This is a genomic window from Candidatus Pantoea multigeneris (assembly GCF_011752615.1).
Classification (GTDB): domain Bacteria; phylum Pseudomonadota; class Gammaproteobacteria; order Enterobacterales; family Enterobacteriaceae; genus Pantoea; species Pantoea multigeneris.
The window spans coordinates 352297-377527 of the sequence record NZ_VWXF01000005.1; the positions used below are offsets into that span (position 1 = coordinate 352297).

The 25231-nt window shown below is 52.2% G+C and carries 24 protein-coding genes; 6 read left to right on the top strand and 18 right to left on the bottom strand.

The window, feature by feature from the left end; genetic code table 11:
• Positions 1 to 78: 78 nt before the first annotated feature.
• The gene (locus F3J40_RS14370; RefSeq protein WP_017347288.1) at positions 79 to 753 is read left to right on the top strand and encodes a GntR family transcriptional regulator; all 675 of its coding nucleotides are present in this window, start codon (positions 79 to 81) and stop codon (positions 751 to 753) included.
• 269 nt (positions 754 to 1022) lie between these two features.
• Here the strand turns inward: F3J40_RS14370 and ssb1 are convergent, their stop codons facing one another.
• The gene (gene ssb1 / locus F3J40_RS14375; protein ID WP_017347287.1) at positions 1023 to 1571 is read right to left on the bottom strand and encodes a single-stranded DNA-binding protein SSB1; all 549 of its coding nucleotides are present in this window, start codon (positions 1569 to 1571) and stop codon (positions 1023 to 1025) included.
• 224 nt (positions 1572 to 1795) lie between these two features.
• On the opposite strand from ssb1, the gene uvrA reads away from it, so the two are divergent.
• Together uvrA and F3J40_RS14385 are read left to right on the top strand one after the other, a co-directional pair.
• Positions 1796 to 4627, top strand: a complete 2832-nt coding sequence (gene uvrA / locus F3J40_RS14380) for an excinuclease ABC subunit UvrA (RefSeq protein ID WP_017347286.1) — start codon at positions 1796 to 1798, stop codon at positions 4625 to 4627.
• 215 nt (positions 4628 to 4842) lie between these two features.
• The gene (locus tag F3J40_RS14385; RefSeq protein WP_167015617.1) at positions 4843 to 5895 is read left to right on the top strand and encodes an NAD(P)-dependent alcohol dehydrogenase; all 1053 of its coding nucleotides are present in this window, start codon (positions 4843 to 4845) and stop codon (positions 5893 to 5895) included.
• A gap of 15 nt (positions 5896 to 5910) precedes the next feature.
• On the opposite strand, the gene F3J40_RS14390 is transcribed toward F3J40_RS14385, so the two are convergent.
• From F3J40_RS14390 to dnaB, 7 genes are all read right to left on the bottom strand, one after another.
• Positions 5911 to 6258: an MmcQ/YjbR family DNA-binding protein gene (locus F3J40_RS14390; RefSeq protein ID WP_017347284.1), complete on the bottom strand. Its 348-nt coding sequence runs from the start codon at positions 6256 to 6258 to the stop codon at positions 5911 to 5913.
• Positions 6255 to 6677, bottom strand: coding sequence for a secondary thiamine-phosphate synthase enzyme YjbQ (locus tag F3J40_RS14395; RefSeq protein WP_167015619.1), 423 nt, complete (start codon positions 6675 to 6677; stop codon positions 6255 to 6257). The genes F3J40_RS14390 and F3J40_RS14395 overlap by 4 nt, the downstream gene beginning before the upstream one ends.
• Positions 6678 to 6788: 111 nt before the next feature.
• Positions 6789 to 8336, bottom strand: a complete 1548-nt coding sequence (locus F3J40_RS14400) for a catalase (RefSeq protein ID WP_240155467.1) — start codon at positions 8334 to 8336, stop codon at positions 6789 to 6791.
• A 213-nt stretch (positions 8337 to 8549) separates the two neighbouring features.
• Positions 8550 to 9743 carry an amino acid aminotransferase gene (locus tag F3J40_RS14405; protein ID WP_167015621.1) on the bottom strand — a complete coding sequence of 398 codons (1194 nt, stop codon included), beginning with the start codon at positions 9741 to 9743 and terminating at the stop codon, positions 8550 to 8552.
• Between the two features lie 48 nt (positions 9744 to 9791).
• Positions 9792 to 10409 carry a YitT family protein gene (locus tag F3J40_RS14410; protein ID WP_017347280.1) on the bottom strand — a complete coding sequence of 206 codons (618 nt, stop codon included), beginning with the start codon at positions 10407 to 10409 and terminating at the stop codon, positions 9792 to 9794.
• 259 nt (positions 10410 to 10668) lie between these two features.
• Entirely contained in the window at positions 10669 to 11130 is a 462-nt protein-coding gene (locus tag F3J40_RS14415) for an Lrp/AsnC family transcriptional regulator (RefSeq protein ID WP_017347279.1), read from the bottom strand.
• 109 nt (positions 11131 to 11239) lie between these two features.
• Positions 11240 to 12646 carry a replicative DNA helicase gene (gene dnaB, locus F3J40_RS14420; protein ID WP_017347278.1) on the bottom strand — a complete coding sequence of 469 codons (1407 nt, stop codon included), beginning with the start codon at positions 12644 to 12646 and terminating at the stop codon, positions 11240 to 11242.
• Between the two features lie 71 nt (positions 12647 to 12717).
• Between dnaB and F3J40_RS14425 the strand changes: the two genes are divergently transcribed.
• A complete protein-coding gene (locus F3J40_RS14425; protein ID WP_167015623.1) occupies positions 12718 to 13701 on the top strand; it encodes a quinone oxidoreductase in 984 nt (327 codons plus the stop codon).
• A gap of 188 nt (positions 13702 to 13889) precedes the next feature.
• Here F3J40_RS14425 and pspG read toward each other — a convergent pair whose 3' ends face one another.
• From pspG to F3J40_RS14440, 3 genes are all read right to left on the bottom strand, one after another.
• Entirely contained in the window at positions 13890 to 14153 is a 264-nt protein-coding gene (gene pspG, locus F3J40_RS14430; protein WP_167015625.1) for an envelope stress response protein PspG, read from the bottom strand.
• Between the two features lie 169 nt (positions 14154 to 14322).
• Entirely contained in the window at positions 14323 to 15318 is a 996-nt protein-coding gene (gene dusA / locus F3J40_RS14435; RefSeq protein WP_167015697.1) for a tRNA dihydrouridine(20/20a) synthase DusA, read from the bottom strand.
• 106 nt (positions 15319 to 15424) lie between these two features.
• Positions 15425 to 16675, bottom strand: coding sequence for a conjugal transfer protein TraF (locus tag F3J40_RS14440; protein WP_167015627.1), 1251 nt, complete (start codon positions 16673 to 16675; stop codon positions 15425 to 15427).
• 433 nt (positions 16676 to 17108) lie between these two features.
• Here F3J40_RS14440 and zur point away from each other — a divergent pair, with 433 nt between their 5' ends.
• Complete coding sequence (gene zur / locus F3J40_RS14445; protein ID WP_167015629.1) at positions 17109 to 17630, top strand: zinc uptake transcriptional repressor Zur; 522 nt, start codon at positions 17109 to 17111, stop codon at positions 17628 to 17630.
• A gap of 72 nt (positions 17631 to 17702) precedes the next feature.
• Here the strand turns inward: zur and F3J40_RS14450 are convergent, their stop codons facing one another.
• From F3J40_RS14450 to F3J40_RS14465, 4 genes are all read right to left on the bottom strand, one after another.
• The gene (locus F3J40_RS14450; protein ID WP_017347271.1) at positions 17703 to 17915 is read right to left on the bottom strand and encodes a CsbD family protein; all 213 of its coding nucleotides are present in this window, start codon (positions 17913 to 17915) and stop codon (positions 17703 to 17705) included.
• A gap of 149 nt (positions 17916 to 18064) precedes the next feature.
• Complete coding sequence (gene dinF / locus F3J40_RS14455; RefSeq protein WP_167015631.1) at positions 18065 to 19387, bottom strand: MATE family efflux transporter DinF; 1323 nt, start codon at positions 19385 to 19387, stop codon at positions 18065 to 18067.
• A 101-nt stretch (positions 19388 to 19488) separates the two neighbouring features.
• The gene (gene lexA / locus F3J40_RS14460) at positions 19489 to 20103 is read right to left on the bottom strand and encodes a transcriptional repressor LexA (RefSeq protein ID WP_026042543.1); all 615 of its coding nucleotides are present in this window, start codon (positions 20101 to 20103) and stop codon (positions 19489 to 19491) included.
• Between the two features lie 114 nt (positions 20104 to 20217).
• Complete coding sequence (locus F3J40_RS14465; protein ID WP_017347269.1) at positions 20218 to 20577, bottom strand: diacylglycerol kinase; 360 nt, start codon at positions 20575 to 20577, stop codon at positions 20218 to 20220.
• Between the two features lie 127 nt (positions 20578 to 20704).
• Between F3J40_RS14465 and plsB the strand changes: the two genes are divergently transcribed.
• Complete coding sequence (gene plsB, locus F3J40_RS14470; protein WP_167015699.1) at positions 20705 to 23128, top strand: glycerol-3-phosphate 1-O-acyltransferase PlsB; 2424 nt, start codon at positions 20705 to 20707, stop codon at positions 23126 to 23128.
• Between the two features lie 64 nt (positions 23129 to 23192).
• Here plsB and ubiA read toward each other — a convergent pair whose 3' ends face one another.
• The 3 genes from ubiA to psiE form a co-directional block, all read right to left on the bottom strand.
• Positions 23193 to 24077 (bottom strand): 4-hydroxybenzoate octaprenyltransferase, encoded by an 885-nt coding sequence (gene ubiA, locus F3J40_RS14475; protein WP_167015633.1) that lies wholly within the window; start codon positions 24075 to 24077, stop codon positions 23193 to 23195.
• 2 nt (positions 24078 to 24079) lie between these two features.
• Positions 24080 to 24598 carry a chorismate lyase gene (gene ubiC, locus F3J40_RS14480; RefSeq protein ID WP_167015635.1) on the bottom strand — a complete coding sequence of 173 codons (519 nt, stop codon included), beginning with the start codon at positions 24596 to 24598 and terminating at the stop codon, positions 24080 to 24082.
• 65 nt (positions 24599 to 24663) lie between these two features.
• Positions 24664 to 25074, bottom strand: coding sequence for a phosphate-starvation-inducible protein PsiE (gene psiE, locus F3J40_RS14485; RefSeq protein WP_017347265.1), 411 nt, complete (start codon positions 25072 to 25074; stop codon positions 24664 to 24666).
• Positions 25075 to 25231: the final 157 nt, after the last annotated feature.

Sequence of the window (25231 nt, forward strand, 5' to 3'; positions counted from 1 at the left end):
CACAGTGATTTCAAACTAGCGATTTTCATGCCACTTTTTTGTGTAATATGTCTCACAGGCAAAAAAAGGAATGTCGTGATGAGTGAGTCAGTTACTGAAAGTGTGAACCCGGCCAACCCAGAGAAGAGTCTTTCGTTAAATGAACAGGCCTATCTGGCGTTCAGATACCGGCTGACCACCCTGCGTTACAAGCCCGGGGAATATTTAAATACTGCTCAAGTCATGGATGATTTAGAAATGGGACGTACCCCCATCAACCAGGCGATTCACCGTCTGGCAACCGAGGGGCTGTTGCAGATCATTCCACGTAAAGGCGTAATGGTTGCCCCTCTGTCGATTGACGATGCGCTGGAATTGATTGAGGTGCGATTGGTAAACGAGACGCTCTGTGCTGAGCTTGCCAGCCAGAAAGCCAGCGAGTCACACATTCAACAACTGCGTGACCTGAATCAGCAAATTGCTCTGGCAGGTAAGTCACGTAACCGCGAAAAAATGATGTTATTAGACCGCGAGTTTCATCAGGTGCTGGCTGATATCGCAGGCAATCGCCGTCTCTCAGACATTCTTAGCGTCATACATGCTCAGACCCAACGTTTCTGGGCAACGACCCTGTCTAATCGTGACCATATTGATGAAGTGATTGATGAGCATAACGAGATTATCAATGCACTCGCTTCCGGTGATAAACAGCACGCAGCCAGCGCTACCCAGGCACACATTTTTTCCTTTAAGCGCGCGCTAATCCTCACTTAATGTTGAGGAGTGCCCTCGCTTTGATGGTAATTTTTATGTTACCTCCCGGCTACTGACGCAGAGTCCACAGGCTGTAGCGCAGCACATTGTTTGAAATCGCAGTCCTCGCTTTTACAGCACTCGCGCAATAAACATTTATGCAGGCAGCGGAAAATAAAAAAGCCCTGCGAATGTTGCACACTCGCAGGGCTCTAAATTGCTTTTTCTTTGAAAGACAACCAGTTAAAACATTACATCAAGTATGATTTAACGCGGTGGCTTTATTCCACTCAGAATGGAATGTCGTCATCAAAGTCCATCGGCGGTTCGTTATTCGCCGGGGCACTCTGCTGTTGTGGCTGCGGACGAGACTGCGCGCCGCCGCTGAACTGGTTGCCGCCCTGTGGCTGCTGTGGCTGGCCCCAACCGTTGTTGTTGTTGCTCTGGCCCTGACCGCCGCCCATTGGAGCGCCTGCGTTACCACCCTGCTGACGTCCGCCCAGCATCTGCATGGTGCCGCCAACGTTAACCACGACTTCGGTGGTGTATTTTTCCTGACCGCTCTGGTCCTGCCATTTGCGGGTACGCAGCTGGCCTTCAATGTAAACCTGAGAGCCTTTACGCAGGTATTCACCGGCTACTTCGGCTAACTTGCCAAACAGCACAACACGGTGCCATTCGGTGATCTCTTTGTTCTCACCGGTTTGCTTGTCACGCCAGCTTTCTGACGTTGCCAGCGTAATGTTCGCCACCGCGCCACCATTTGGCATGTAACGTACTTCCGGATCCTGACCCAGATTCCCGACTAGAATCACTTTGTTAACGCCACGACTGGCCATGTTGGTGTCTCCCGATGAGTTGATGCTTAAAGTCTAAACCGTGAATTCTACCACGTCACACGTGGAGTTCCCACTTTCCGAGCAGGGTTCCATTTTCGCCTGGTTTGTCACCAAATTGCAAAGAGTACTGGATATTTATTCAGCTTTTTTTTTGTGCCATAATGATGCGTTCTGCTGGTCATGTCAGCAAGGCATGGCGAGTGTTGCTAATCCGGGAAATGTGAATGGATAAGATCGAAGTTCGCGGTGCTCGCACCCATAATTTGAAAAACATTAACCTGACCATTCCGCGTGACAAACTGATTGTGATCACCGGTCTGTCTGGCTCAGGAAAATCCTCGCTCGCCTTCGATACCCTGTACGCTGAAGGCCAGCGCCGTTACGTAGAATCGCTCTCTGCGTATGCGCGTCAGTTTCTGTCGCTGATGGAAAAACCCGATGTAGACCACATCGAAGGGCTTTCTCCTGCCATTTCCATCGAACAGAAATCCACGTCGCACAACCCACGTTCAACCGTGGGCACCATCACTGAAATTCACGATTACCTGCGCCTGCTGTTTGCACGCGTGGGGGAACCGCGCTGCCCGGACCACGACGTCACGTTAGCCGCACAGACGGTCAGCCAGATGGTCGATCAGGTCCTGGAGCAGGATGAAGGCCGTCGCCTGATGTTGCTGGCACCGGTGGTGAAAGATCGTAAAGGTGAACACACCAAGACGCTGGAGAATCTGGCGTCTCAGGGCTACATTCGCGCCAGGATCGACGGCGAAGTGTGCGATCTCTCCGATCCCCCTAAGCTAGAACTGCAAAAGAAACACACCATTGAAGTGGTGATTGATCGTTTCAAAGTGCGTGACGATCTGGCAACCCGCCTGGCCGAATCTTTCGAAACGGCGCTGGAGCTGTCTGGTGGCACCGCGATTGTGGCCGATATGGACGACAAAGAAGCAGAAGAACTGCTGTTTTCGGCCAACTTTGCCTGCCCGGTTTGCGGCTACAGCATGCGTGAACTGGAACCTCGCCTGTTCTCCTTCAACAACCCAGCCGGTGCTTGCCCAACCTGTGACGGGCTTGGCGTGCAACAATATTTCGATCCCGATCGCGTGGTACAAAACCCAGAGCTTTCGCTGGCTGGCGGCGCGATTCGCGGCTGGGATCGCCGGAACTTTTACTATTTCCAGATGCTGCGCTCACTGTCTGAGCACCTCAATTTTGACGTCGAAGCGCCGTTCAACAGCCTCGACGATAAAACCCAACAGGTGATTTTGTACGGCTCAGGCAAAGAGAGCATCGAGTTCAAATACATCAACGATCGCGGCGATACCTCGGTCAGACGCCATCCGTTTGAAGGCGTGCTGCATAACATGGAGCGCCGTTACAAAGAGACTGAGTCTGCCGCCGTTCGCGAAGATCTGGCGAAATACATCAGCAACCGCTCCTGCACCAGTTGCGAAGGCACACGTCTGCGTCGTGAAGCGCGCCATGTGTTTGTCGAGAACACCACGCTGCCGACGATTTCAGATATGAGCATCGGCCATGCAATGGACTTCTTCCGCAACCTGAAACTCAGCGGACAACGCGCCAAAATTGCCGAAAAAGTCCTGAAAGAGATTGGCGATCGCCTGAGCTTCCTGGTCAATGTGGGCCTGAACTATCTATCAATGTCCCGCTCGGCAGAAACCCTCTCCGGCGGCGAAGCGCAGCGTATTCGCCTCGCCAGCCAGATTGGGGCTGGCTTAGTGGGCGTCATGTATGTGCTGGATGAGCCATCGATTGGCCTGCACCAGCGCGATAACGAACGCCTGCTGGAAACCCTGATTCACCTGCGTAACCTCGGCAATACCGTGATCGTCGTGGAACATGATGAAGATGCCATTCGCGCCGCAGACCATGTGATTGATATTGGCCCAGGTGCCGGTGTGCACGGCGGGCAAATCGTCGCAGAAGGTACGGTGCATGAAATTATGGCGCAAGAGGCTTCACTGACGGGTCAGTTCCTCAGCGGCAAGCGCGAGATCGCGGTTCCCCAGGAGCGCGTTAAAGGTGATCCGAGCAAAGTGTTGAAGCTGAGCGGCGCGCGGGGTAACAACCTCAAAGATGTCACTCTGACGCTGCCTGTCGGCCTGTTTACCTGCATTACCGGTGTCTCCGGTTCAGGCAAATCGACCTTGATCAACGATACGCTGTTCCCGATCGCTCAGCGCCAGCTTAATGGCGCAGTGAACAGCGAACCGGCTCCGTATCGCGAAGTCTCCGGGCTGGAACACTTTGACAAGGTCATCGATATCGACCAAAGCCCGATTGGCCGTACACCACGCTCCAACCCCGCCACCTATACCGGCATTTTCACCCCGGTGCGTGAGCTGTTTGCCGGTGTGCCTGAATCACGTTCGCGCGGTTATAACCCAGGGCGTTTCAGCTTTAACGTGCGCGGCGGGCGTTGTGAAGCCTGTCAGGGTGATGGCGTGCTGAAAGTGGAAATGCACTTCCTGCCAGATATCTACGTTCCCTGCGATCAGTGCAAAGGCAAACGCTATAACCGTGAAACGCTGGAGATCAAATACAAAGGCAAAAGCATTCACGAAGTGCTGGAGATGACGATTGAAGAAGCACGCGAGTTCTTCGACGTAGTGCCAGCACTGGCGCGTAAGTTGCAAACGCTGATTGACGTGGGCCTGTCGTATATTCGCCTCGGGCAGTCCGCCACGACGCTTTCCGGCGGTGAAGCACAGCGTGTGAAGCTGGCGCGTGAACTGTCGAAACGCGGCACCGGTCAGACCATCTATATTCTGGATGAACCGACCACCGGCCTGCACTTTGCCGATATTCAGCAACTGCTGGAAGTCCTTCATCAGCTGCGCGATCAGGGTAATACCATCGTGGTGATTGAGCACAACCTCGATGTAATCAAAACCGCAGACTGGATTGTCGATCTCGGCCCAGAAGGCGGCAGCGGCGGCGGCCAAATCCTGGTGGCTGGCACACCGGAAACCGTTGCTGAGTGTGAGCAGTCGCACACGGCACGCTTCCTCAAACCGCTGCTGAACAAAGCGTAAACCGTTCTCCTGTACCTGTTTCTTCTCGCCTGTTTCCCCGCAGGTGTGGAGAAACAGGCAAGATTTCGACACATACAGGCATATACGCTATGCCGCTCAGTGACTATCCTTTCTCCTGTTCCCCTTTGGCACGCTACTGGCGTTGCCGCGTTTTGCGGTGATCTCTCACCGCCTACTCTTCGAAGATACTCACGACACATCAAACTGGAGACACCATGAATATTTCGCACGCCTATGCCGCCCAGGATGCTAAATCTGCGCTGGTACCGTTTGACTACAAGCCGCGTGAACTGCGCGCCCATGATGTACAAATTGAAGTGTTATTCTGTGGCGTCTGCCACTCCGATCTCCACCAGGCTCGCAATGAGTGGAAGAACACCATTTTCCCTGTAGTGCCAGGCCATGAAATTGTCGGTCGTGTTACCGCTGTAGGTGCACATACCGGTAAATATAAAGTGGGCGATCTGGTGGGCGTTGGCTGTATGGTCGACTCTTGCCGTAGCTGTCCAAGCTGCGCTCAGGGACTGGAGCAGTACTGCGAGAATGGCTTTGTCGGCACCTATAACGGTGAAGATCGCGAAACGGGCGCTATCACCTTCGGCGGCTACTCCACTTCTATCGTGGTCGATGAAAACTTCGTGCTGCGTGTCCCGGAGAATCTTGACCTCGCGGGTGTAGCTCCCCTGCTGTGTGCTGGTATCACCACCTACTCACCGCTGCGTCACTGGAACGTTGGCCCAGGTAAAAAAGTGGGTATCGTTGGACTGGGTGGCCTCGGTCATATGGGCGTGAAAATTGCCCATGCGATGGGCGCGCATGTTGTGTTGTTCACCACTTCGCCGGGCAAAATCGAAGATGGTAAACGTCTGGGCGCAGATGAAGTGGTTATCTCTAAAGATGCCGATCAGATGGCGGCTCATGCCAACAGCTTTGACTTTATCCTGAATACGGTTGCAGCACAGCATGACCTGAACCCGTTTATCACCCTGCTGAAACTGGATGGCAACATGACGCTGGTGGGGGCACCAGAGCACGATCACCCAGCACCGCAGGTGTTTAACCTGATCTTCAAACGCCGCAGCATTGCAGGCTCGCTGATTGGTGGCATCGCGGAAACACAAGAGATGCTGGATTTCTGCGGCCAGCACAATATCGTGTCAGATATTGAGCTGATTGATATGCAGCAAATCAATGAAGCCTACGAGCGCATGCTGAAAAGCGATGTGAAATACCGCTTCGTGATCGATCTCGATTCACTTCGTAATTAATCCCCGGCGGGCGGGTCACTGACCTGCCCGCAGTTCCGCCTCTTTAGCCGCCACCGCCTGCTGATATGACGCTTCTGCCAGCGCGTAGAGCTGAGAATCTTTTAACGATCCATCCAGATAGACTGTACTCCAGTGCGCCTTATTTAAACGCTGGCTGGGAAGCACATCGCTGTGCTGTTCCCGGAGCAGATCGGCTAGGGCTTGGGTCGATTTCAGCGATACAGCCGGACGGCCTTCCACTTCATGTACCATGGCAAACAATATGCCATCATACTGAATTTGCGTGGCTTTCCAGTCGTTGTGTACCTGCTGTTCTGCCCCAGGTTTCGTCATACAGTACGAAAGTAAATCCGAAAGCGTCATTCTTCTTCTCCTTGCAGCGTTGCCACAATGCGCCGTGCTCCGCCACGAATACGATGTTCACCTAACCAAATGCCTTGCCAGGTGCCCAGCTGTAGCTTGCCCCGACTGACCGGCAAGCACAGTGAAACGCCTAGCAGGGAAGACTTGATGTGTGCAGGCATATCATCCCGCCCCTCATAATCGTGCTCATAGGGCGCATTTTCTGGGACGTGGCGCAAAAAATGTTGTTCCATATCGCTGCGTACCGTGGGATCACAATTTTCATTCAGCGTTAAAGAAGCAGACGTGTGCTGGAGCAGCAGATGGAGCAGCCCGGTTTTTACCCGTGCCAGATGCGGTAGCTGGCTGACAATTTCATCCGTCACCAGATGAAAACCGCGCGATTTAGGGCTAAGACTGAAATGGGTTTGAAGCCACATAGATTTTTCCTGTTTGCATCACCTCGCTTAAGTGTGCAGCAACACAGAAAAAGGTAAACCCGCCGATAAAATTAATGCGACGGTTCAACCCACCGCCGCATTATCTACCGGTTAATCTTCGAGTTTTTCTGCCATTGCCGCGATGGTTTTAATGTCATCTTCCGTCACGCGCGCTAGCCGCTCACCATACTCCTTGTCCGCTTTATAGAAGTAAGACAACATGATCTGACGACTGGTACTGTCTGCGGTCGCTAATGAACTGCCGAGTGATCCAATCAGATCGGCCCGCTCTTTTTCATTGAAAGAGCGATACAGCTCACCGGCCTGTTTGAAGTTTTGTGGTTTATGAATCACTTTCTGCTGGGTGTGCCCGGAAATCGCCAGTTGGCTATAGCGTGCGCTTGCCAGTTCTTCGCGTGGATAACTGCGGCTGGGTTGATAATTCACACCTTGCGTATCAGTCACTGCGCCATTCATGGCCCCATCCTGATTGCCATTGTTCACTGCAACTTTAGGTGCGTTGATCGGCAAGGAGAGGCCGTTGGTGCCAACCCGATAGATTTGAGTATCCGCGTAGGCAAAGAGCCGCCCCTGTAGCAGGCGATCTTCAGAGGGTTCAATACCGGGTACCAGGTTAGACGGTGACATGGCGACCTGTTCAGTCTCCTGGAAATAGTTAGCCGTGTTGCGATTAAGCACTAACTGCCCGACTTTGACTTCCGCAATACCCGGCCAGGTTTTAGTGGCATCTAGCGGATTAAAATCGAACTTATCCAGCTCGCTGGCTTTAATGGTTTGAATATAGAGATCCCATTTAGGGAATTTTTTCTCGTTGATCGCTGCAACCAGGTCTTCCGTCATATGACTGAAGGTGGTGCCCTGAATCTCTGCTACTTGTTTAGGGTCGAGGTTTTTTTCTCCCTGTAGCGTTTTCCAGCGAAACTTCACGTAATGTACTTCGCCCTTGGCATTGATGAACTTATAAGCATGCACACTGTTACCGTCCATCTGCCGATAGCTCGCTGGCGTTCCCATATTAGAGTAGAGCCGTGTCAGACCATGAGTGGATTCGGGAACGTGGGAAAAGAAGTCAAACCGACGCGCATCATTCCCCAGATTCGTGCGCGGATCGGGCTTAAACGCATGTACCATGTCCGGGAACTTAATCGCATCACGAATAAAGAAGACTGGCAGGTTATTCGATACCAGGTCCCAGTTACCTTCAGCCGTATAGAACTTGGTTGCGAAGCCGCGAGGATCGCGCAGCGTTTCAGGTGAATGCAAACCATGAACGACCGATGAGAAGCGGACAAACACCGGCGTTACCGTTCCGGGCTTGAACACGCCGGCTACGGTCAACCCACTAATATCCTTACTGGCTGTGAACTCACCATGCGCACCTGTGCCACGAGCATGCACGACCCGCTCGGGGATTCTTTCCCGGTCGAAGCGCTGCAACTTCTGAATCAGCTGTGAGTCCTGCAGCAGAACGGGGCCAGTGTCGCCTGCGGTTTGCGAGTTCTGGTTGTCTCCCACCGGTGAACCATTATCACGCGTCAAAACCTGGCTATAAGCTGGCGCGCTTAGCACAACAGCCAGTATCAAAGTGAGGGGTTTAAGCTGTGGCAGACGACTATTGCAGAGAGAAGATACGGGCATAAAAAGTTCCTCATAGGATGACGGCGTCGGTTGCGCCTGTTCTTACCCGTCAACTCTATGAAGCAGCCGATAGACATAAATACAAGACTTTACCCGTTTCCCTTCGCTTAAGGATGAAGTGTGACCTTCTCTGCTGTTTCTCAATTGGCTGTTAACAACAATAAAAAAACCGCCGTACAAAGACGGCGGTTTTCAGTTACTGCGAGGTAACAATTACATCACGGCAGCAAAAGCTTCAGCGACCTGATGAACGTTGTTGCTGTTCAGGCCAGCGACGCAAATACGGCCACTGCCAACCAGATAAATGCCGAATTCATTACGCAGACGATCAACCTGCTCTTTGCTCAGGCCGGTGTAGCTGAACATACCGCGCTGCTGGAGCAGGTACTCAAAGTTTTTGCCTGGCAATGCTTCGCTCAGTACTTTAACCAGCTCATGACGCATCGCGATGATGCGGGTGCGCATCTCTTCAACTTCTGCCAGCCAGCTTGCTTTCAGGGCATCATCGTTCAACACGCGCGCCACAACCTGCGCACCAAAGTTCGGTGGGCTAGAGTAGTTACGACGTACGGTGGCTTTCAGCTGGCCCAACACGCGGTTAGCTTCTTCGGCATCTGCACAGACGATGGAAAGACCACCGACGCGCTCACCGTAGAGAGAGAAGATTTTCGAGAATGAGTTGCTTACGAAGGCTGGCAGGCCCGCGCTAGCAATGGCGCGAATCGCATACGCATCTTCTTCCATGCCTTCACCAAAGCCCTGATAAGCGATATCCAGGAACGGAATCAGCTCCTGTGCTTTCAGCACTTCAGTCACTTCATCCCACTGGGCGTTAGTCAGGTCTGCGCCGGTTGGGTTGTGGCAGCACGGGTGCAGCAGCACGATGCTCTGTTTTGGCAAGGTTTTCAGCTTGCTGATAAAGGCAGCGAAATTCACGCCTTTGGTTTCTGCGTCATACCATGGGTAGGTTTGCACTTCGAGGCCTGCACCGTTGAAGATGGCAATGTGGTTATCCCAGGTTGGATCGCTGACCCAAACGCCAGATTGCGGGAAGTAGCGCTTCAGGAAATCCGCACCCACTTTCAGTGCACCTGAACCACCCAGCGTCTGGATAGAGGCAATACGGCCCGCTTTCAGCATCGCGTGGTCGCTGCCAAACAGCAGTGGAGCAATCGCGTTACGATAAGAGACCAGACCTTCCATTGGCAGATACAGTGATGCCTGCTGTGGCTCAGCGTGCAGTTGTTCTTCCGCTGCGGCAACCGCCTGCAGCTGAGGAATGATGCCCTCTTCGTCATAATACAGACCGATGCTCAGGTTTACTTTGTTAGCACGCGGGTCTTGTTTGAAGGCTTCCATCAGCGACAGAATTGGATCGCCTGCATAGGCATCAACGTTTTGAAACACGGTACAGATCTCCATGATTGTTCGTAATATTTTAGTAAATTGCCACTATCAGACCGTATAACGTCCTGGGCGATGGTTCATGGCGATGATCAGATTCAGGATCACCGCGCCAGCGATAGAGACGATAAGCATCTGCCAGCTAACCACAAACAACGATGCTAACACCACACAGGTGTCGATCCCCATTTGCAATTTGCCAGCACGTAAACCAATGCGATCCTGTAGCCAGAGCGCCAGAATATTGACGCCGCCGAGGCTAGCCTTGTGGCGAAACAACACTATAAACCCAATCCCGGTGATGACGTTACCGAACAATGTGGCGTAGATCGGATTTAGCGTAGAGAAATGCATGTACATCGGGTGCAGGTGCGTAAACAGTGACACCAGCGCAACGGCACAGAAGGTTTTGATGGTGAATTCCCAGCCCATACGCTTCACCGCCAGCCAGTAGAATGGCAGGTTAATCAGGAAAAATGCGCTACCAAAGGAGAGCGGGGAAACATAGCTGATAAGAAACGCGATCCCGGCGGTGCTGCCGGTCAATGCGCCAGCCTGTTTCATCAACATCACGCCAAAGGAGACCATTAAGGTTCCCATGACGATGGCTAATGCATCTTCTATACGCGAATGTGGGATTTGTGCAGGTTGTTGTACAACGTTATCCATGGTCTTGTCTCAGTGCAAAATGATGCGGCTAAGATGCAAAAAACGCACCACACACTCAGCATCATGCTGCTGAAGTCGTGGCGTTCGCGTTTATCCCATTGATAATTAACACACTTTAAAATGTTTTTTTTATGCAACTCGCCATTAAAACCGGCAAATCACGCATTAATCAGGAATTTCACGCTTGTTTTTTGCATTCATTTTATAAAAACCGCACCACATTAGCACAGAGCGCACATTTTTGGCGCATTTTGTGCGCTTATGACATCACTAATCCATTCTCTTTCAAACGGCCTAACACCACGGATGTTTTGACATGCGCTACGCTCTGATGACCCGCCAACAATTGGCTGATCAAGGCGCTTAGCGAAGCAAGATCGGCGACCGCCACTTTCAGCAGGTAATCAGCATCGCCGGTGGTTTTAAAGGCATCCACAATCGCGGATTCTCGCTCCACCATACTGTGGAAGCTTTCGACGTACTCTGCCGTGTGATTAATGAGGCGGACTTCGATTAAGCCCACCATACCCAACCCTACCGCTTCCGGTGACAGGCGGGCATGATAGCCAAGAATCAGATTTGCCTGCTCAAGATTAATCCGGCGACGCGAACATTGTGAGGCGGACAGCCCCACTAAATCGCTGAGTTCCTGGTTGGTCAAACGGCCATTGGCCTGAAGGAGTGTCAGTATTTTTAAATCGTAATCATCAACTTGGGTCATTTCGCTTCCAGCGCGTAGTCGGGCACTGGTAACAGATAACCTGAGAAGTAGCGTGGTTGTCCAACACTATTTCGTAATGCCGTGATACTGATGCACGAATCGTGCATCGTTACTCATCGTCGTACTGCGGTCCGGCATAGTTATCAAAACGCGACCACTGACCATTGAAGGTCAAACGGACAGTACCGATCGGGCCGTTACGCTGTTTACCCAGAATAATCTCCGCAATCCCTTTCAGATCGCTGTTTTCGTGGTAAACCTCATCGCGATAGATAAACATGATCAAATCGGCATCCTGCTCGATAGAGCCTGATTCACGCAGATCGGAGTTAACCGGTCGCTTATCAGCTCGCTGCTCCAGTGAGCGGTTAAGCTGCGAGAGGGCAACTACCGGCACATTCAGCTCTTTCGCCAACGCTTTTAATGAGCGCGAGATCTCGGCAATTTCTAGCGTACGGTTGTCAGAAAGCGATGGCACACGCATCAGCTGAAGGTAGTCGATCATGATCATACTGAGCCCATCATTTTCACGGAAAATGCGTCGCGCACGTGAACGGACTTCAGTTGGCGTCAGGCCGGAAGAGTCATCAATATAGATGTTCTTTTTCTCCAGCAAGATGCCCATCGTGCCTGAAATACGTGACCAGTCTTCATCATCCAACTGGCCGGTACGAATTCTGGTTTGATCGACGCGTGACAGCGAAGCCAGCATACGCATCATAATTTGCTCGCTGGGCATCTCCAGGCTGAAGATCAACACTGGTTTATCCTGAAGCATCGCTGCGTTTTCGCACAGGTTCATGGCGAAAGTGGTTTTACCCATTGATGGACGCGCCGCGACAATGATCAGATCCGATCGCTGCAAACCGGCGGTCTTTTTGTTCAGATCCTGATAACCCGTATCAACACCGGTAACGCCATCATGAGGCGTTTGGTAAAGCGACTCGATACGCGATACCGTGGCTTCAAGGATCTGTTCGATATTTTTTGGGCCATCGTCTTTATTGGCGCGCTGCTCTGCGATTTTAAAGACGTTGGATTCCGCGAAATCCAGCAGCTCTTCACTGCTGCGGCCTTGCGGATCAAATCCGGCATCCGCAATCTGATTAGCCACCACGATCATTTCACGTACAACCGCACGTTCACGCACGATGTCTGCATAAGCGCCGATGTTAGCTGCACTTGGCGTATTTTTTGCCAGTTCAGCCAAATAGCCAAAGCCGCCCGCCATCTCCAGCTCACCACGGGTTTCCAGCGATTCGGACAAGGTGATGAGGTCGATAGGCTGGCTGTCTTCCAGCAGGCGCTGCATTTCAGAGAAGATCAGACGGTGTGCGCGGTTATAGAAATCCTGCGCCACAACACGCTCGGAAACGCTGTCCCAACGTTCGTTGTCCAGCATCAACCCGCCCAGCACCGATTGCTCCGCTTCCAGCGAATGCGGTGGCATTTTCACGCCTTCCAGCTGTTGGTCGCGCGGTTCGTTCGATTTGTTGAAGGGTTTATTTCCTGCCATAGTGAGTGCAATACCGATCTTAAAGGGGGACGCACCAGTATACCCCAGGATACACCTTTAAAGGAGCCAGCATGGCAAAGCGTATTCAGTTTAACCAGAATGGCACGCCCGATGTGCTGCAATGGGTCGATGTCGAAGTCGCAGATCCCGCCGAACAGGAAGTCCAGATTGAGAACCGTGCCATTGGCATTAACTACATCGATACCTATATCCGTAGCGGCCTGTATCCCACGGCCACCTTCCCCTCTGGGCTAGGTACCGAAGCCGCCGGCGTGGTAAAGAAAGTCGGGAAAGGCGTGACCCGATTTAAGCCAGGCGATCGGGTGGTGTATGGCCAGTCGGCGCTGGGTGCCTACAGTGAGCTGCATAACGTTGCCGCGGATCGCTTGGTGGCGTTACCGGATTCCATCTCCTTTGAGCAGGCAGCAGCGCTGTTTCTGAAAGGCCTGACGGTGCAATATTTGCTGCGTCAAACCTATGTGGTGCAACCGGGCGAGACCTTTTTGTTCCATGCCGCCGCAGGGGGTGTTGGATTGATCGCTTGCCAGTGGGCCAAAGCGCTGGGTGCGCATCTGATTGGAACTGTCGGCTCAGCGGAAAAAGCGCAGTTGGCAAAAGAAAATGGTGCCTGGCAGACCATCAACTATCGTGAAGAAAATATTGCTCAGCGCGTGGGTGAATTCACCGAAGGCAAAAAAGTGTCTGTGGTGTATGACTCCGTGGGCAAAGATACCTGGGAAGCCTCGCTGGATAGCCTACGCCGTAAGGGGTTGATGGTGAGTTTTGGTAACGCTTCCGGTCCGGTGACCGGTGTCGACCTGGGCATTCTGAATAGAAAGGGTTCGCTGTTTGTGACACGCCCTTCGCTGTTTGGCTACATCACTAACCTTGAAGAGCTGACCAGCGCCAGCAGCGAGCTGTTTACCCTGATTGCCAGCGGGGCTGTTCACGCCGATGTGCCAGACCAGCAAAAATTTGCCCTGAGTGATGCGGCTCAGGCACACAAACTGCTGGAAAGCCGTGCCACCACCGGCTCCTGTTTACTGATCCCTTAAATGCAAACGGGGCTTCCCGTAGGAAGCCCCTTTCTTTCTTCTTTTTTATAGTTCGCGCTGGGTGTAGGGTCAGCGGCGATGAATTCGTTTGCACAACTGAATTCATACTCGCAGAAAACATAAGGAAAAAATATGTTTAATTGCGGAAAACGCATGAGCAATCCTCCACTCTGTGATCCAAACCGCATTTAACGCCAGCTATTGCGATCTAACCTACTGATTTTACGCCTCAAGGCCGCCAGCTTCCTGTCGTCAGCGTGCTGAAAATAACGCCAGGCCCATACCGCGACCACCGCCAGTAGCAACCAGGGCAGAAGTTTGAACACCAGAGTAAACAGCCCACCGACAAACATCACTACCGTCGCTACCACCAGTGCCGCAATGACCCCAAGTAGCGAAACGCCCGTCAGCAGTAACATCAGGAAAAAACCGAGTACGAACAGGATTTCCATTTTTGATCCTCAGAACAGTATTTCTTCAATGTCTTACAAGAAACATGCCAACATCATAAGATGATGATTTGTATCAAAATAGAGAATGGAAGCTTAGCGAATTTAGCGGAAAAGCCCATTTTATGGCGTAAAAAAAACCAGCCGAATGGCTGGTTTTTATCGCGCGTGATTATGCTTCCTGCGGAATCTTATCCGCGACCAGTTTCAGTGCGGCTTCAACTACGCTGATCCCTGCGCCTGGCTTGTGTGCATTTTCACTCAGATGACGTCGCCACTGACGTGCGCCAGGGATACCCTGGAACAGGCCCAGCATATGGCGTGTAATGTGGCCAAGCCAGGTCCCTTTCGCCAGTTCGGTCTCAATATAAGGGTACATGGAACGCACCACCGCCACGGTATCGACCTTCAGCGTTTCACGGCCAAACAGCTCACGATCAACATCTGCCAGGAGACCGGGGTTTTGGTACGCTTCGCGCCCCATCATCACACCATCAAGATGCTGCAAATGCACCTTAGCCTCTTCCAGCGTTTTAACACCACCGTTGATGGCCATGGTCAGATGTGGGAAATCACGTTTTAGTTGGTACACGCGCGGATAATCCAGCGGTGGAATTTCGCGGTTCTCTTTCGGACTCAGACCCGAAAGCCAGGCTTTACGCGCATGGATAATAAAGGTATCGCAATTGCCGCGCTCGGCCACCGTACCGACGAAATCGGTCAGAAATTCGTAGCTATCAAGATCATCAATGCCAATTCGGGTTTTCACTGTTACCGGGATCGATACCACATCACGCATCGCTTTAATGCAGTCGGCAACCAACGTGGCTTCAGCCATCAGGCAGGCGCCAAAACGGCCATTCTGTACCCGATCGGATGGACAGCCCACATTAAGGTTAACTTCATTGTAGCCGCGCTGTTCCGCCAACTTTGCACACTGTGCCAGTGCAGCCGGATCGCTACCCCCTAACTGAAGCGCCAGGGGCTGCTCGGCCTCACTGTAGGCCAGGTAATCGCCTTTGCCATGAATAATGGCACCGGTGGTCACCATTTCGGTATACAGCAACGTTTCACCGGTCAGTTGGCGATGAAAATAGCGACAGTGACGGTCGGTCCAGTCGAGCATTGGAGCAATGGAAAAACGTTGCGAAGAGAAGGTAGCGCTCATGAACAGCAGATATTCCAGAATAGATTGACGATAATCTGCGCGATGATACCACAAAACAAGCCAGACCGTCAGCCGCCCCGCAGGCAGCCGACGTCAGAGGTTAAAATCAGAAGTTAAAGGCCAATTGCACCACTCCGCCCACGGTATTGTTGTTACCCACCGAGCCTGCGACATCGAAATGCACTTTGTTGTTAAACGGAGAGAAGCCCACACCGGCGGTGAACACATTCTCATCGGTGCCTTTCACATCCGCACGATAACCGGCACGCAGCTGCATCCAGCTCAGCAGGCGGTACTCTGCACCCACGCCGATGTACTGGCTATCTTCCTGAGATTTGAAACGCTTGGTTGGGGTGAGATCCACATCACCGGTCACGGTAAATGGCCCCTGATCCCAGGCTAAACCGGCCGTCGCCAGCGGACGGATTTGATAGGTATCACGGTAACCGCTGATCTCTTTAGTATCATAATCTTGTGCAATCAGGTTCTGTCCGGTCAGTCCGAACGTCAGGTGATCGCCAATATTGGTTGCCATCCCGACATCCAGGTTAAAGCCGGTATGTGAGTTGCGGTACTCACTACTCCTGACATTGCTCTTATCAAATTCGTAAATCTTGGTCGTATAGTTATACAGCCAGACCTGCTGCATTTTTGGCGTAATACCGAAGGAAACGGCATGTCCTGCGACATTAAACTGACGGGCAAATGCTACGCCATAATCCGTGACCAATGCGGCCAGACCATTACCGGTGGAGAGCAAGCGATCCTGATCGCCAGGCAGAGGAATGATCGTGCCGTTTGAAACACCACGCAGATAGGTAATGTCGTCTTCGCTGATGTTAGAGCGCAGATGTACGGTGCCATAAGCTTTGGTGACAAAAGCGAAAGGTAACGTCTCATTGGGAACTGTCACGGCCAGCGCCGCGCCACCATTGGCATTTACCTGGTTACCGCGCAGATCGCTCAGCTTATTGGCCATATCGCCAGCCGCTGCTTTTAACTCTGGATACCCGCTCAGAAGATCGGCGAAGGTCAGCGAGCTAATCGTGCTGCGAAGATTATCCACGGTATTACTGATGTCATCGATCTTATCGACCATTTTGTCTTTATCAGTAACCTGTAGGCCTACGGACGGAAGAATCACACTGACGCCATCTTCCGGTTTAGCTTTGGTCATTAAAGCCGGGTTAGCCAACACCGCCGAGCCATAACGAGAAGCTGCAACACCTGCCCCGCCCATCGCATCATTGCGGGCGTCATACCATGTCCCTGCGGCGACAGCTGAAGAAGAGACTAACAGCGAAGTAAGAGCAATTGAATAACCCAGGACCTGACGCGAAATTATGTTCTTTACCATTTGCCTGCCACCATCGAAGTGTCTTTAGAATTCACAACCAACATGAGTAATAGCGTCCATTTTGGAACGCTAACCGGCGTGTTATTGCTGTGAATTTAAAGCCAACAGCAGTGCTGTTTGCAGGATTGAACAAAAAACATACAGAATATTCTTATTGTGAATGGCGTCTATTCTGGTTTAGGGGTTCATCAGCACCTGATTTATCTTAAGACACGCTAAACATTATTCAAGAAAGGTAAAGAATGCAAATAAAACGCAATTTTTTATCACACGCTAACCGGCCTGGTTTTGACGCATTTACTGGTGAGATTCAGAGCAAAAATTAAGGCGTACTTTTCATACTGTTACTTCATTTTTATTACAGCTTTATCCTGCTCAGCGCGAAAAACATTTGTGTGATAACATAACGTCTCATTTGCAGCGGAGAGTAACCATGTCAACGATGATGCCTGAACAGATCATGACCCAGGCGGAAAAACTTTGCCTACAGCGCGGTGTTCGCCTCACCACTCAGCGTGCTGAAGTGTTGCGTCTAATGGCGGAACAGCAAGGTTCGATCAGTGCTTACGATCTGCTGGATCAACTCCGTGTCAGTGAGCCGCAGGCAAAACCGCCCACTGTTTATCGAGCGCTGGACTTTTTGCTGGAGCAGGGGTTTATTCATCGCGTTGAATCAAACAACAGCTATGTGGTGTGCCATCACTTTGAAGCACCCGCCCATACCTCGGTGATGCTGGTGTGTGATAACTGTGCTGCGGTGACTGAGCAACAGGCGCAAGGCGTAGAGAAAATCATCACGTCGCTGGCGTCGCAGGCGAAATTTACCTTACGACACACCGTGATTGAGGCACATGGGTTATGTGTGAAGTGTGCGGAAGTCGATGCCTGCGATCAGCATGATCATTGCGATCATGACCATCAGGTCGAACCAAAAAGGCGCGGTAGAAAGAGTTGATACACATCCTTGTGTCGGGCCGCCCATGAGCCAATGGGCTAGTTCCTGTGGGTTCAATCAATAGCGCTAGGCTTACCAGCGATAATCGCTATTGTGAGATTCCCAGTCCTTCACTTCCTCTTCAGCCCGTTCTTTGGCGTAGCCATAACGTTCCTGAATTTTACCCACTAACTGCTCACGTTTACCTTCGATAACGGTGAGATCGTCATCGGTCAGCTTACCCCATTTTTCCTTAAATTTGCCTTTGAACTGTTTCCAGTTACCACTGACTTGATCGTTATTCATCACTGACCTCCTGGTCATGGTTGCCGTTTCGCTTAATTAATCAGTAAAAAGTAGTGATTAACACTGACTAATTGCCGTTAGTTAAGTTAATTATAGCGATGAATACGGAACAGGTAGAAATAATGGGAACTATCCTAGTTCACAGGCGATCAATGGACGAACCAACGCTGCTGCTGCCACAGCCGACGCCAGATGATCCACAGCGTTAAACCACGCAAGCCGAGGAAAACCGTTATTGCCAGCCACAGAGCATGGTTCCCTAACCACGGCGTCAGTAATACGGCCAGCATAAAGCCCAGCGCAGCCAGAGCCATGCTATTACGCATCTCTCTGCCGCGCGTTGCACCGACAAAAACACCATCCAGCAGGTAACACCAGACACCCACCAGCGGAATAATCGCTTGCCACCCTAAAAAGTGGTGGGCTAACTCACGTAAACCCGGCAGCGTAGTCAAATGGGCGATAATGGCATCTCCCAGGAGCCAATAAATAATGGCGAAAGCCGCAGCGACTATCCCCGCCTGACGACAGGCCGCTTGCCACACCAGTAGCAACTGTTGGCTGTCTTTAGCCCCGAAGGCCTGGCCAGATACCGCTTCTACCGCGTAAGCAAAGCCGTCTAACGCATAGGCGGTGAAGGTGAGGAACATCAGTAATACGGCATTCACGGCCACGATTTCAGCGCCCATTCGCGCGCCAATCAGGGTAAGAGAAGCAAAGCAGATTTGCAGTAGCAGAGAGCGCAGCATGATATCGCGGTTTAAACGGAGTAGCCGCGAAACATCCTGCCACCATCCCTGCCACAGCAGGGCAGCTGGAATCTGATTTTGTCGCAATGCACGCCAGACCAGTGCGATGCCCAGAGCAAAGGTGACATACTCCGCGACCGCGGTAGCGGTGGCCGCCCCCGCAACCTGCCAGCCAAGTCCGACGACCAGCCAGAGATCGAGTAACAGGTTAACCAGGTTTCCAACCACCAACAGAATGACGGGTGCTCGCGCATATTGCACCCCCAGCAACCAACCGAGAATCACCAAATTTGCTAGCGTGGCGGGGGCACTGAGCCAGCGGATATGAATGAAAATCCGCGCCTGTTCCAGTACGGCCTCGTCGCCGCCAATAAGATGCGTCGCCAGTTGCGTGATGGGCTCACGGCACAGAATAAACAGTCCGCCAGCAACGATAGCCAGCATGAGCGGCTGCATCAGCGCACGCGCCAGTGCCGCACGATCGCCCGCGCCAAATGCCTGCGCCGTCAGCCCGGTGGTGCTCATGCGTAAAAACAGCAGCAGCATAAAGATAAAGCTGGTGATGGTCGTGCCTATCGCCACACCGCCCAGATAGATCGGGCTATTAAGGTGCCCTATCACTGCGGTATCGACTAAGCCAAGCAGCGGCACGGTGATATTGGACAAAATCATTGGTAATGCCAGCCGCCAGAGTCGCTGGTCAGTGGCAGAAAAAAGACGCATCAGCTGTGTCATGGTTTTGAGGGCGTTGTTTGGCAAGGAAGCAATGTTGCCGGAGGAAAAGACACGCCGGCAACAGAGAGAAAATCAGGGAGCAGAGAGAATTAGATCCATTCACCGTTACGCACGATGCCAACAGCAAGACCTTCCACCGTCAGTGATTGTACGCGAGTGTCGATTTCAATCGGTTTGAATTCGCTGTTCTCAGGGAGCAGATACACCATTGAGCCCTGCTTCTTCCAGCGCTTTACGGTCACTTCTTCATCAATACGCGCCACGACGACCTGGCCGTTGTGCACGTCCTGGGTTTTATGCACGGCAAGCAGGTCACCATCCATAATACCTATATCTTTCATTGACATACCACTGACGCGCAGCAGGAAGTCCGCTGAAGGCTTAAACAGCGCAGGATCGACCTGATAGTGCGTTTCGATGTGCTCTTCTGCTAACAGAGGCTCACCCGCAGCCACCCGTCCAATCAGCGGCAGGCCTTCAGGCTGTTCTTCTTCCATAAGTAACCGAATGCCGCGCGATGCACCGGAAACGATTTCAATCACGCCCTTCCTTGCCAGCGCTTTCAGGTGTTCTTCAGCCGCATTAGGTGAGCGGAACCCGAGCTGCGCGGCAATTTCTGCGCGTGTCGGTGGCATACCGGTCTGGTTGATATGGTCGCGAATCAGATCATAGACCTGCTGCTGCCTTGTAGTTAACGCTTTCATCCCGCCCCCTGGTTGTTTATACAGTCGCTGTGAGTATATACAGGTATCTAATAAATGGGAACCGAAACAGAGGAAAAAACAGCCATTTGTCTGGTTCTGGAAGCGCTATCGCAGTTAGCGCCAAAGCAACATGACCCAGACGAAAACAGCCAGTAGGATGCTGACCAATACGGCGGCTGAGCCCAGGTCTTTGGCTCGTCCTGCCAGGGGATGTTGCTCTTCACTTACCCGGTCAACAACGGCTTCAATGGCGCTGTTAATGATCTCCATAATCACGACCAGCACCACGGAACCGATGAGTAAAATACGGGAAACCCGATCAACATCCAGCCAGAAAGTGATAATAATAGCGATAATCGCTACGATACTTTCCTGACGGAATGCGGCTTCATGTCGCCAGGCGGCATTCAACCCCTGCCAGGAATAACGCGCAGCGCGCAAAATACGGATCAATCCCGTACTGGTGTTTGCCATAATGTGGAACCCTTTGTAAATATTGACGTCACTGTCTGGGTGGATTGCGTATAGCGCCACCACAGATCTTCGCTGCGCTTTCTGTTATGCTTGCGGCGCTTTGCTAACAAGAGGCTTCATGTTGTCTATGTCAGGTTGGCGTAAACTCTATTACAAATTACTTAATTTACCACTCTCTTTGCTGGTAAAAACTAAGTCTATCCCTACAGATCCCGTTTCCGAGCATGGTATTGATCCCAGTCGTCCGGTGATGTATGTGCTGCCTTATGATTCTAAGGCGGACCTGCTGACGCTGCGTTCGCAGTGTCTGAAGCACCATCTCCCTGACCCGCTGGAAGCGCTGGAAATTGACGGCGTGGTGCTACCGCGCCATGTATTTATTCATGACGGACCACGGCTGTTTCCTTACTACGTGCCCAATCAGGAGTCAGTGAAAATCTTCCACGACTACCTGGATCTGCACCGTAGCAATCAGGAACTGGACGTGCAGATGCTGCCAGTCACTGTGATGTTTGGCCGCGCACCAGGCCGCGAGGTTCCTGGTGACGAAGCGCCGTATTTACAGGTACTTAACGGCCTGCAGAAGCTTATCGCTATTCTTCGGCATGGTCGAGACAGCTTTGTTCGTTTCTCCCCTACCGTTTCGCTGCGCGACATGGCTAACCAGCACGGTACGGATAAATCTATCGCCCATAAACTGGCACGCGTTGCACGTATTCATTTTGCTCGTCAGCGCCTGGCCGCAGTTGGGCCGCGTTTGCCTGCACGTCAGGACCTGTTCAATAAGCTACTTCAGTCGAAAGCGATTGAAAAAGCGGTTGAAGATGAAGCGCGTAGCAAAAAAATCTCCCACGAGAAAGCGCAGCAAAATGCGGTAGAAATGATGGAAGAAGTCGCGGCTGACTTCTCATACGAAGCCATTAAACTCACTGACCGTGTGATGAGCTGGACATGGAGCCGTCTCTACCAAGGCATTAACGTGCATGGTGCTGAGCGCGTCCGGCAGTTAGCGCAGGACGGCCATGAAATTGTCTATGTGCCGTGCCACCGCAGCCACATGGATTACCTGCTGCTTTCGTATGTCATTTATCACCAGGGCCTGGTGCCGCCGCACATCGCCGCTGGCGTCAATCTGGACTTCTGGCCAGCCGGCCCGATTTTCCGCCGCCTGGGTGCCTTCTTTATTCGCCGTACCTTTAAGGGCAATAAGCTCTACGCGACAGTGTTCCGTGAATACCTGGGTGAACTGTTCAGCCGCGGCTACTCGGTGGAGTATTTCGTTGAGGGAGGACGCTCACGCACGGGCCGTCTGCTTGATCCGAAAACCGGTACGCTGGCTATGACGCTGCAAGCCATGCTGCGTGGCGGCAATCGTCCTATCACACTGGTTCCGATCTACATCGGTTATGAGCATGTGATGGAAGTCGGGACTTACGCCAAAGAACTGCGTGGCGCGGTAAAAGAAAAAGAGGGCTTTTTGCAGATGGTGCGCGGGTTACGCAAGCTGCGTAATCTCGGCCAGGGCTACGTCAACTTTGGTGAGCCGTTACCGCTGGTCAATTATCTCAATAAGCGCGTGCCAGAATGGCGTGAAGCTATCGATCCTATTGAACCGCAGCGTCCGGCATGGTTAACCCCTACCGTAAATGACATCGCGGATAAGCTGATGGTGCGCATCAATGAAGCAGGCGCAGCCAATGCTATGAACCTCTGTGTCACGGCACTGCTGGCCTCCCGTCAGCGCTCACTTACCCGCGAGCAGCTCACGGAACAGCTCACCTGCTACATTGAACTGCTGCGTAACGTGCCTTATTCGCCGGAAGCCACAGTACCGGATATGTCAGCAGAGCAGATGCTTGAACATGCAATGGGCATGAACAAGTTTGAAACTGAGAAAGACAGCATTGGCGATATCGTGATTTTGCCACGCGAGCAGGCAGTCTTAATGACTTACTATCGCAACAATATCCACCATATGCTGGTCATGCCTTCATTAGTCGCTGCGATTGTGCAACAGCATACGCAGTTGGAAGAGGCAGAATTGCTACGCCAGGTGCGTCTCATCTATCCGATGATGAAAAGCGAACTGTTCCTGCGCTGGAATCAAGAAGCCTTGCCTGGTGTGATCGCTGCACTGTGTCAGGAGCTGGCGCGACAGGGACTGGTTAGCATTGAAGGGGGCCAGATTCGCGTCGTTGCGGCTCGCCACCGGACATTGCAACTACTGGCCTCCGGCGTACGTGAAACGCTGCAACGCTATGCCATTACGTTCTCCATTCTCAGTGCGAAACCGACGATCAACCGCGGGACGCTGGAGAAAGAGAGCCGTACTCTGGCACAACGTCTGTCGGTCCTGCACGGCATTAACGCCCCAGAGTTCTTTGATAAAGCCGTATTTGCCACCCTGGTTCTGACCCTGCGTGATGAGGGTTATATCAGCGATAGCGGCGATGCAGATGCCACGCTAACGGCAGCCACCTGGCAGATTCTGGCAGAGCTGATCACCAGCGATGTACGCTTAACCATTGAGAACGCCACAGAGCAAGAATAATCGCCTGTGGTACAACAAAAAGGGCAACCCACTGGGTTGCCCTTTTTTCATTCGCCTCTGGCCATTACCACCAGTGGCTAAACGGTGCAGTGCTGAGCAGAATGCCAACAAACAGCGCCATACCGACATAGTTGTTATTCAGGAAGGCCTGGAAACAGGCTTCTCGCTCACGCTGAGCAATCAGTTTCTGCTGGTGCACAAACAGCACAGCCGCCAACAGTAGCGACCAATAAAAAGCACTGTTCAGATGCTGCAAAATACCGACGGCCACCATCAACAACAAGGTTGCGAGCTGTAATAGCCCAACGATCAGCTTGTCATAGCGGCCAAACAGGATCGCCGTGGATTTGATACCGATTTTCAGGTCATCATCACGATCGACCATCGCGTACATCGTATCGTAAGCAACCGTCCAACACATGTTTGCCAGGAACACCAACCAACAAACCAAAGGTAAGGACTCACTTACTGCCGCCCACGCCATGGGAATGGCCCAGCCGAAAGCAGCACCGAGCACCACCTGTGGTAAATGGGTATAACGCTTCATGAACGGGTAAGTCCATGCCAGTGCCAACCCAACGACGGAGAGCAAAATCGTCATCAGGTTCATCGTTAGTACCAGAGCAAAAGCCACCAGCGCCAGCCCGACAAACAGGACTTTAGCTTCCTTTGCACTCACCGCACCACTTGGCAACGGGCGCTGATGCGTGCGTTTTACATGCCCATCTACTTTGCGGTCAGCAAAATCGTTTATCACACAGCCTGCGGCGCGCATGATGAAAACGCCCGCAGTGAAAACAATGAACACCAGCAGCGGCGGATGCGCCATATCTGAGAGCCACAAGGCCCAGAATGTCGGCCAAAGCAGGAGCAGCGTACCAATGGGTTTATTGATACGCATCAGGCGGCTATAAGCCTGTAGTTTCGTCTTGGAGAGAATTGATTGCACAGTTATTTACCCTGGGAAAGCTGGCTGTAGACCGGCGCAGCGGGAAGAAACAGCTCAGTCAACAGAAACGGTTTATCTGACAGTCGCAGGCGCGAACGGCGTCCCCACAGCCCGTCAATCTGACCAATGGTAATAAAGTCGCGGCTGAGTGTCGAAGACGAGAACAGATAACGCCCCAGTGGCCGTGTCCCCATCTGGCTCAGCATGGCTTCTGGCCCATCCAGTGTGCTTTCAGGCACCAGCGTGCGCCCGGCCAACCACGGAACGCCATCCCCTGACAGGATGATTTCACGCAGCCAGAAACGCGCTTCATCCGGCAATTGTGCCCGTTCTTCTTCACTGAGTTCGGCGGAAGTAATAAACCCTTCCCGGTAAGGCTGTACTGTCACCTGCTGGCAGTGGCGCTCGAAACGTTGCGTCATCGAGTCTTCTTCCATCAACCAGTCAAGTGTAAACGTTGAAGGCTGTGCCGACCCTGTCCAGCACAGCGCATGCAGAAGCGTTAGCGCATCTTGCGGCATAACGTTGATCCCTAGCATCGGTCAAAGGGCAGTAGTTTACCTTACTGATGCCAGGGAGGCTGTGCTTATTCGCGCTTTAAGCGATTGCTGTTTGCCAACCATAAAGTGATCACCAGAATCAGAATCGCTGAGGAGTAGCACAGCGTATCGAACGGATTTTTATGGTCAACAATGATCAGACGGATAATCGCCGTAATCCCGATGTAGACAAAATAGCGCAGCGGGAAGTGATAGCCTGACTGGAAATACTTCACAATCAGCGCGATAAACTCGAAATAGAGAAAATAGATGACAATGCCTTCAATCAGCAAATAAGAAGACGCCTGCTCACCGGTACTGAACAGTACGGTCGCCAGATGAATCGTCTCTTTGCCAAGAAAGACCACTAGAATAATCGCTAAAATCACCAAGCCAATGTTAAGCACCCATTGCAAAACTGTGGCGATATGTTGCCCGCCTGTTGTTTTTTTATGCACAATAAACCCCTGAATATCAGTCAATTACCGTTATTCATCATGCTCTAGCCTCCGAGAAATCACAATATCGTTGCCGTGCTTTCCTGCGGGCTTTCTGTTGCATTGTTTGTCCTTATTTTTCCGCCTTCACACCCATTTCAGCGCCATTGCGGCGCGT

Excerpts from the sequence above, each read along its gene's own strand:
- F3J40_RS14410 (WP_017347280.1), bottom strand. The coding sequence starts at position 10,409 with ATGGATAACGTTGTACAACAACCTGCACAAATCCCACATTCGCGTATA.
- F3J40_RS14465 (WP_017347269.1), bottom strand. The coding sequence starts at position 20,577 with ATGGCAAACACCAGTACGGGATTGATCCGTATTTTGCGCGCTGCGCGT.
- zur (WP_167015629.1), top strand. The coding sequence starts at position 17,109 with ATGTCAACGATGATGCCTGAACAGATCATGACCCAGGCGGAAAAACTT.
- pspG (WP_167015625.1), bottom strand. The coding sequence starts at position 14,153 with ATGGAAATCCTGTTCGTACTCGGTTTTTTCCTGATGTTACTGCTGACG.
- F3J40_RS14400 (WP_240155467.1), bottom strand. The coding sequence starts at position 8,336 with ATGCCCGTATCTTCTCTCTGCAATAGTCGTCTGCCACAGCTTAAACCC.
- F3J40_RS14385 (WP_167015617.1), top strand. The coding sequence starts at position 4,843 with ATGAATATTTCGCACGCCTATGCCGCCCAGGATGCTAAATCTGCGCTG.
- uvrA (WP_017347286.1), top strand. The coding sequence starts at position 1,796 with ATGGATAAGATCGAAGTTCGCGGTGCTCGCACCCATAATTTGAAAAAC.
- dinF (WP_167015631.1), bottom strand. The coding sequence starts at position 19,387 with ATGCGTCTTTTTTCTGCCACTGACCAGCGACTCTGGCGGCTGGCATTA.
- F3J40_RS14370 (WP_017347288.1), top strand. The coding sequence starts at position 79 with ATGAGTGAGTCAGTTACTGAAAGTGTGAACCCGGCCAACCCAGAGAAG.
- F3J40_RS14415 (WP_017347279.1), bottom strand. The coding sequence starts at position 11,130 with ATGACCCAAGTTGATGATTACGATTTAAAAATACTGACACTCCTTCAG.
- dusA (WP_167015697.1), bottom strand. The coding sequence starts at position 15,318 with ATGAGCGCTACCTTCTCTTCGCAACGTTTTTCCATTGCTCCAATGCTC.
- ssb1 (WP_017347287.1), bottom strand. The coding sequence starts at position 1,571 with ATGGCCAGTCGTGGCGTTAACAAAGTGATTCTAGTCGGGAATCTGGGT.
- F3J40_RS14440 (WP_167015627.1), bottom strand. The coding sequence starts at position 16,675 with ATGGTAAAGAACATAATTTCGCGTCAGGTCCTGGGTTATTCAATTGCT.
- F3J40_RS14450 (WP_017347271.1), bottom strand. The coding sequence starts at position 17,915 with ATGAATAACGATCAAGTCAGTGGTAACTGGAAACAGTTCAAAGGCAAA.
- F3J40_RS14395 (WP_167015619.1), bottom strand. The coding sequence starts at position 6,677 with ATGTGGCTTCAAACCCATTTCAGTCTTAGCCCTAAATCGCGCGGTTTT.
- ubiC (WP_167015635.1), bottom strand. The coding sequence starts at position 24,598 with ATGCCGCAAGATGCGCTAACGCTTCTGCATGCGCTGTGCTGGACAGGG.
- lexA (WP_026042543.1), bottom strand. The coding sequence starts at position 20,103 with ATGAAAGCGTTAACTACAAGGCAGCAGCAGGTCTATGATCTGATTCGC.
- plsB (WP_167015699.1), top strand. The coding sequence starts at position 20,705 with ATGTCAGGTTGGCGTAAACTCTATTACAAATTACTTAATTTACCACTC.
- dnaB (WP_017347278.1), bottom strand. The coding sequence starts at position 12,646 with ATGGCAGGAAATAAACCCTTCAACAAATCGAACGAACCGCGCGACCAA.
- F3J40_RS14425 (WP_167015623.1), top strand. The coding sequence starts at position 12,718 with ATGGCAAAGCGTATTCAGTTTAACCAGAATGGCACGCCCGATGTGCTG.
- F3J40_RS14390 (WP_017347284.1), bottom strand. The coding sequence starts at position 6,258 with ATGACGCTTTCGGATTTACTTTCGTACTGTATGACGAAACCTGGGGCA.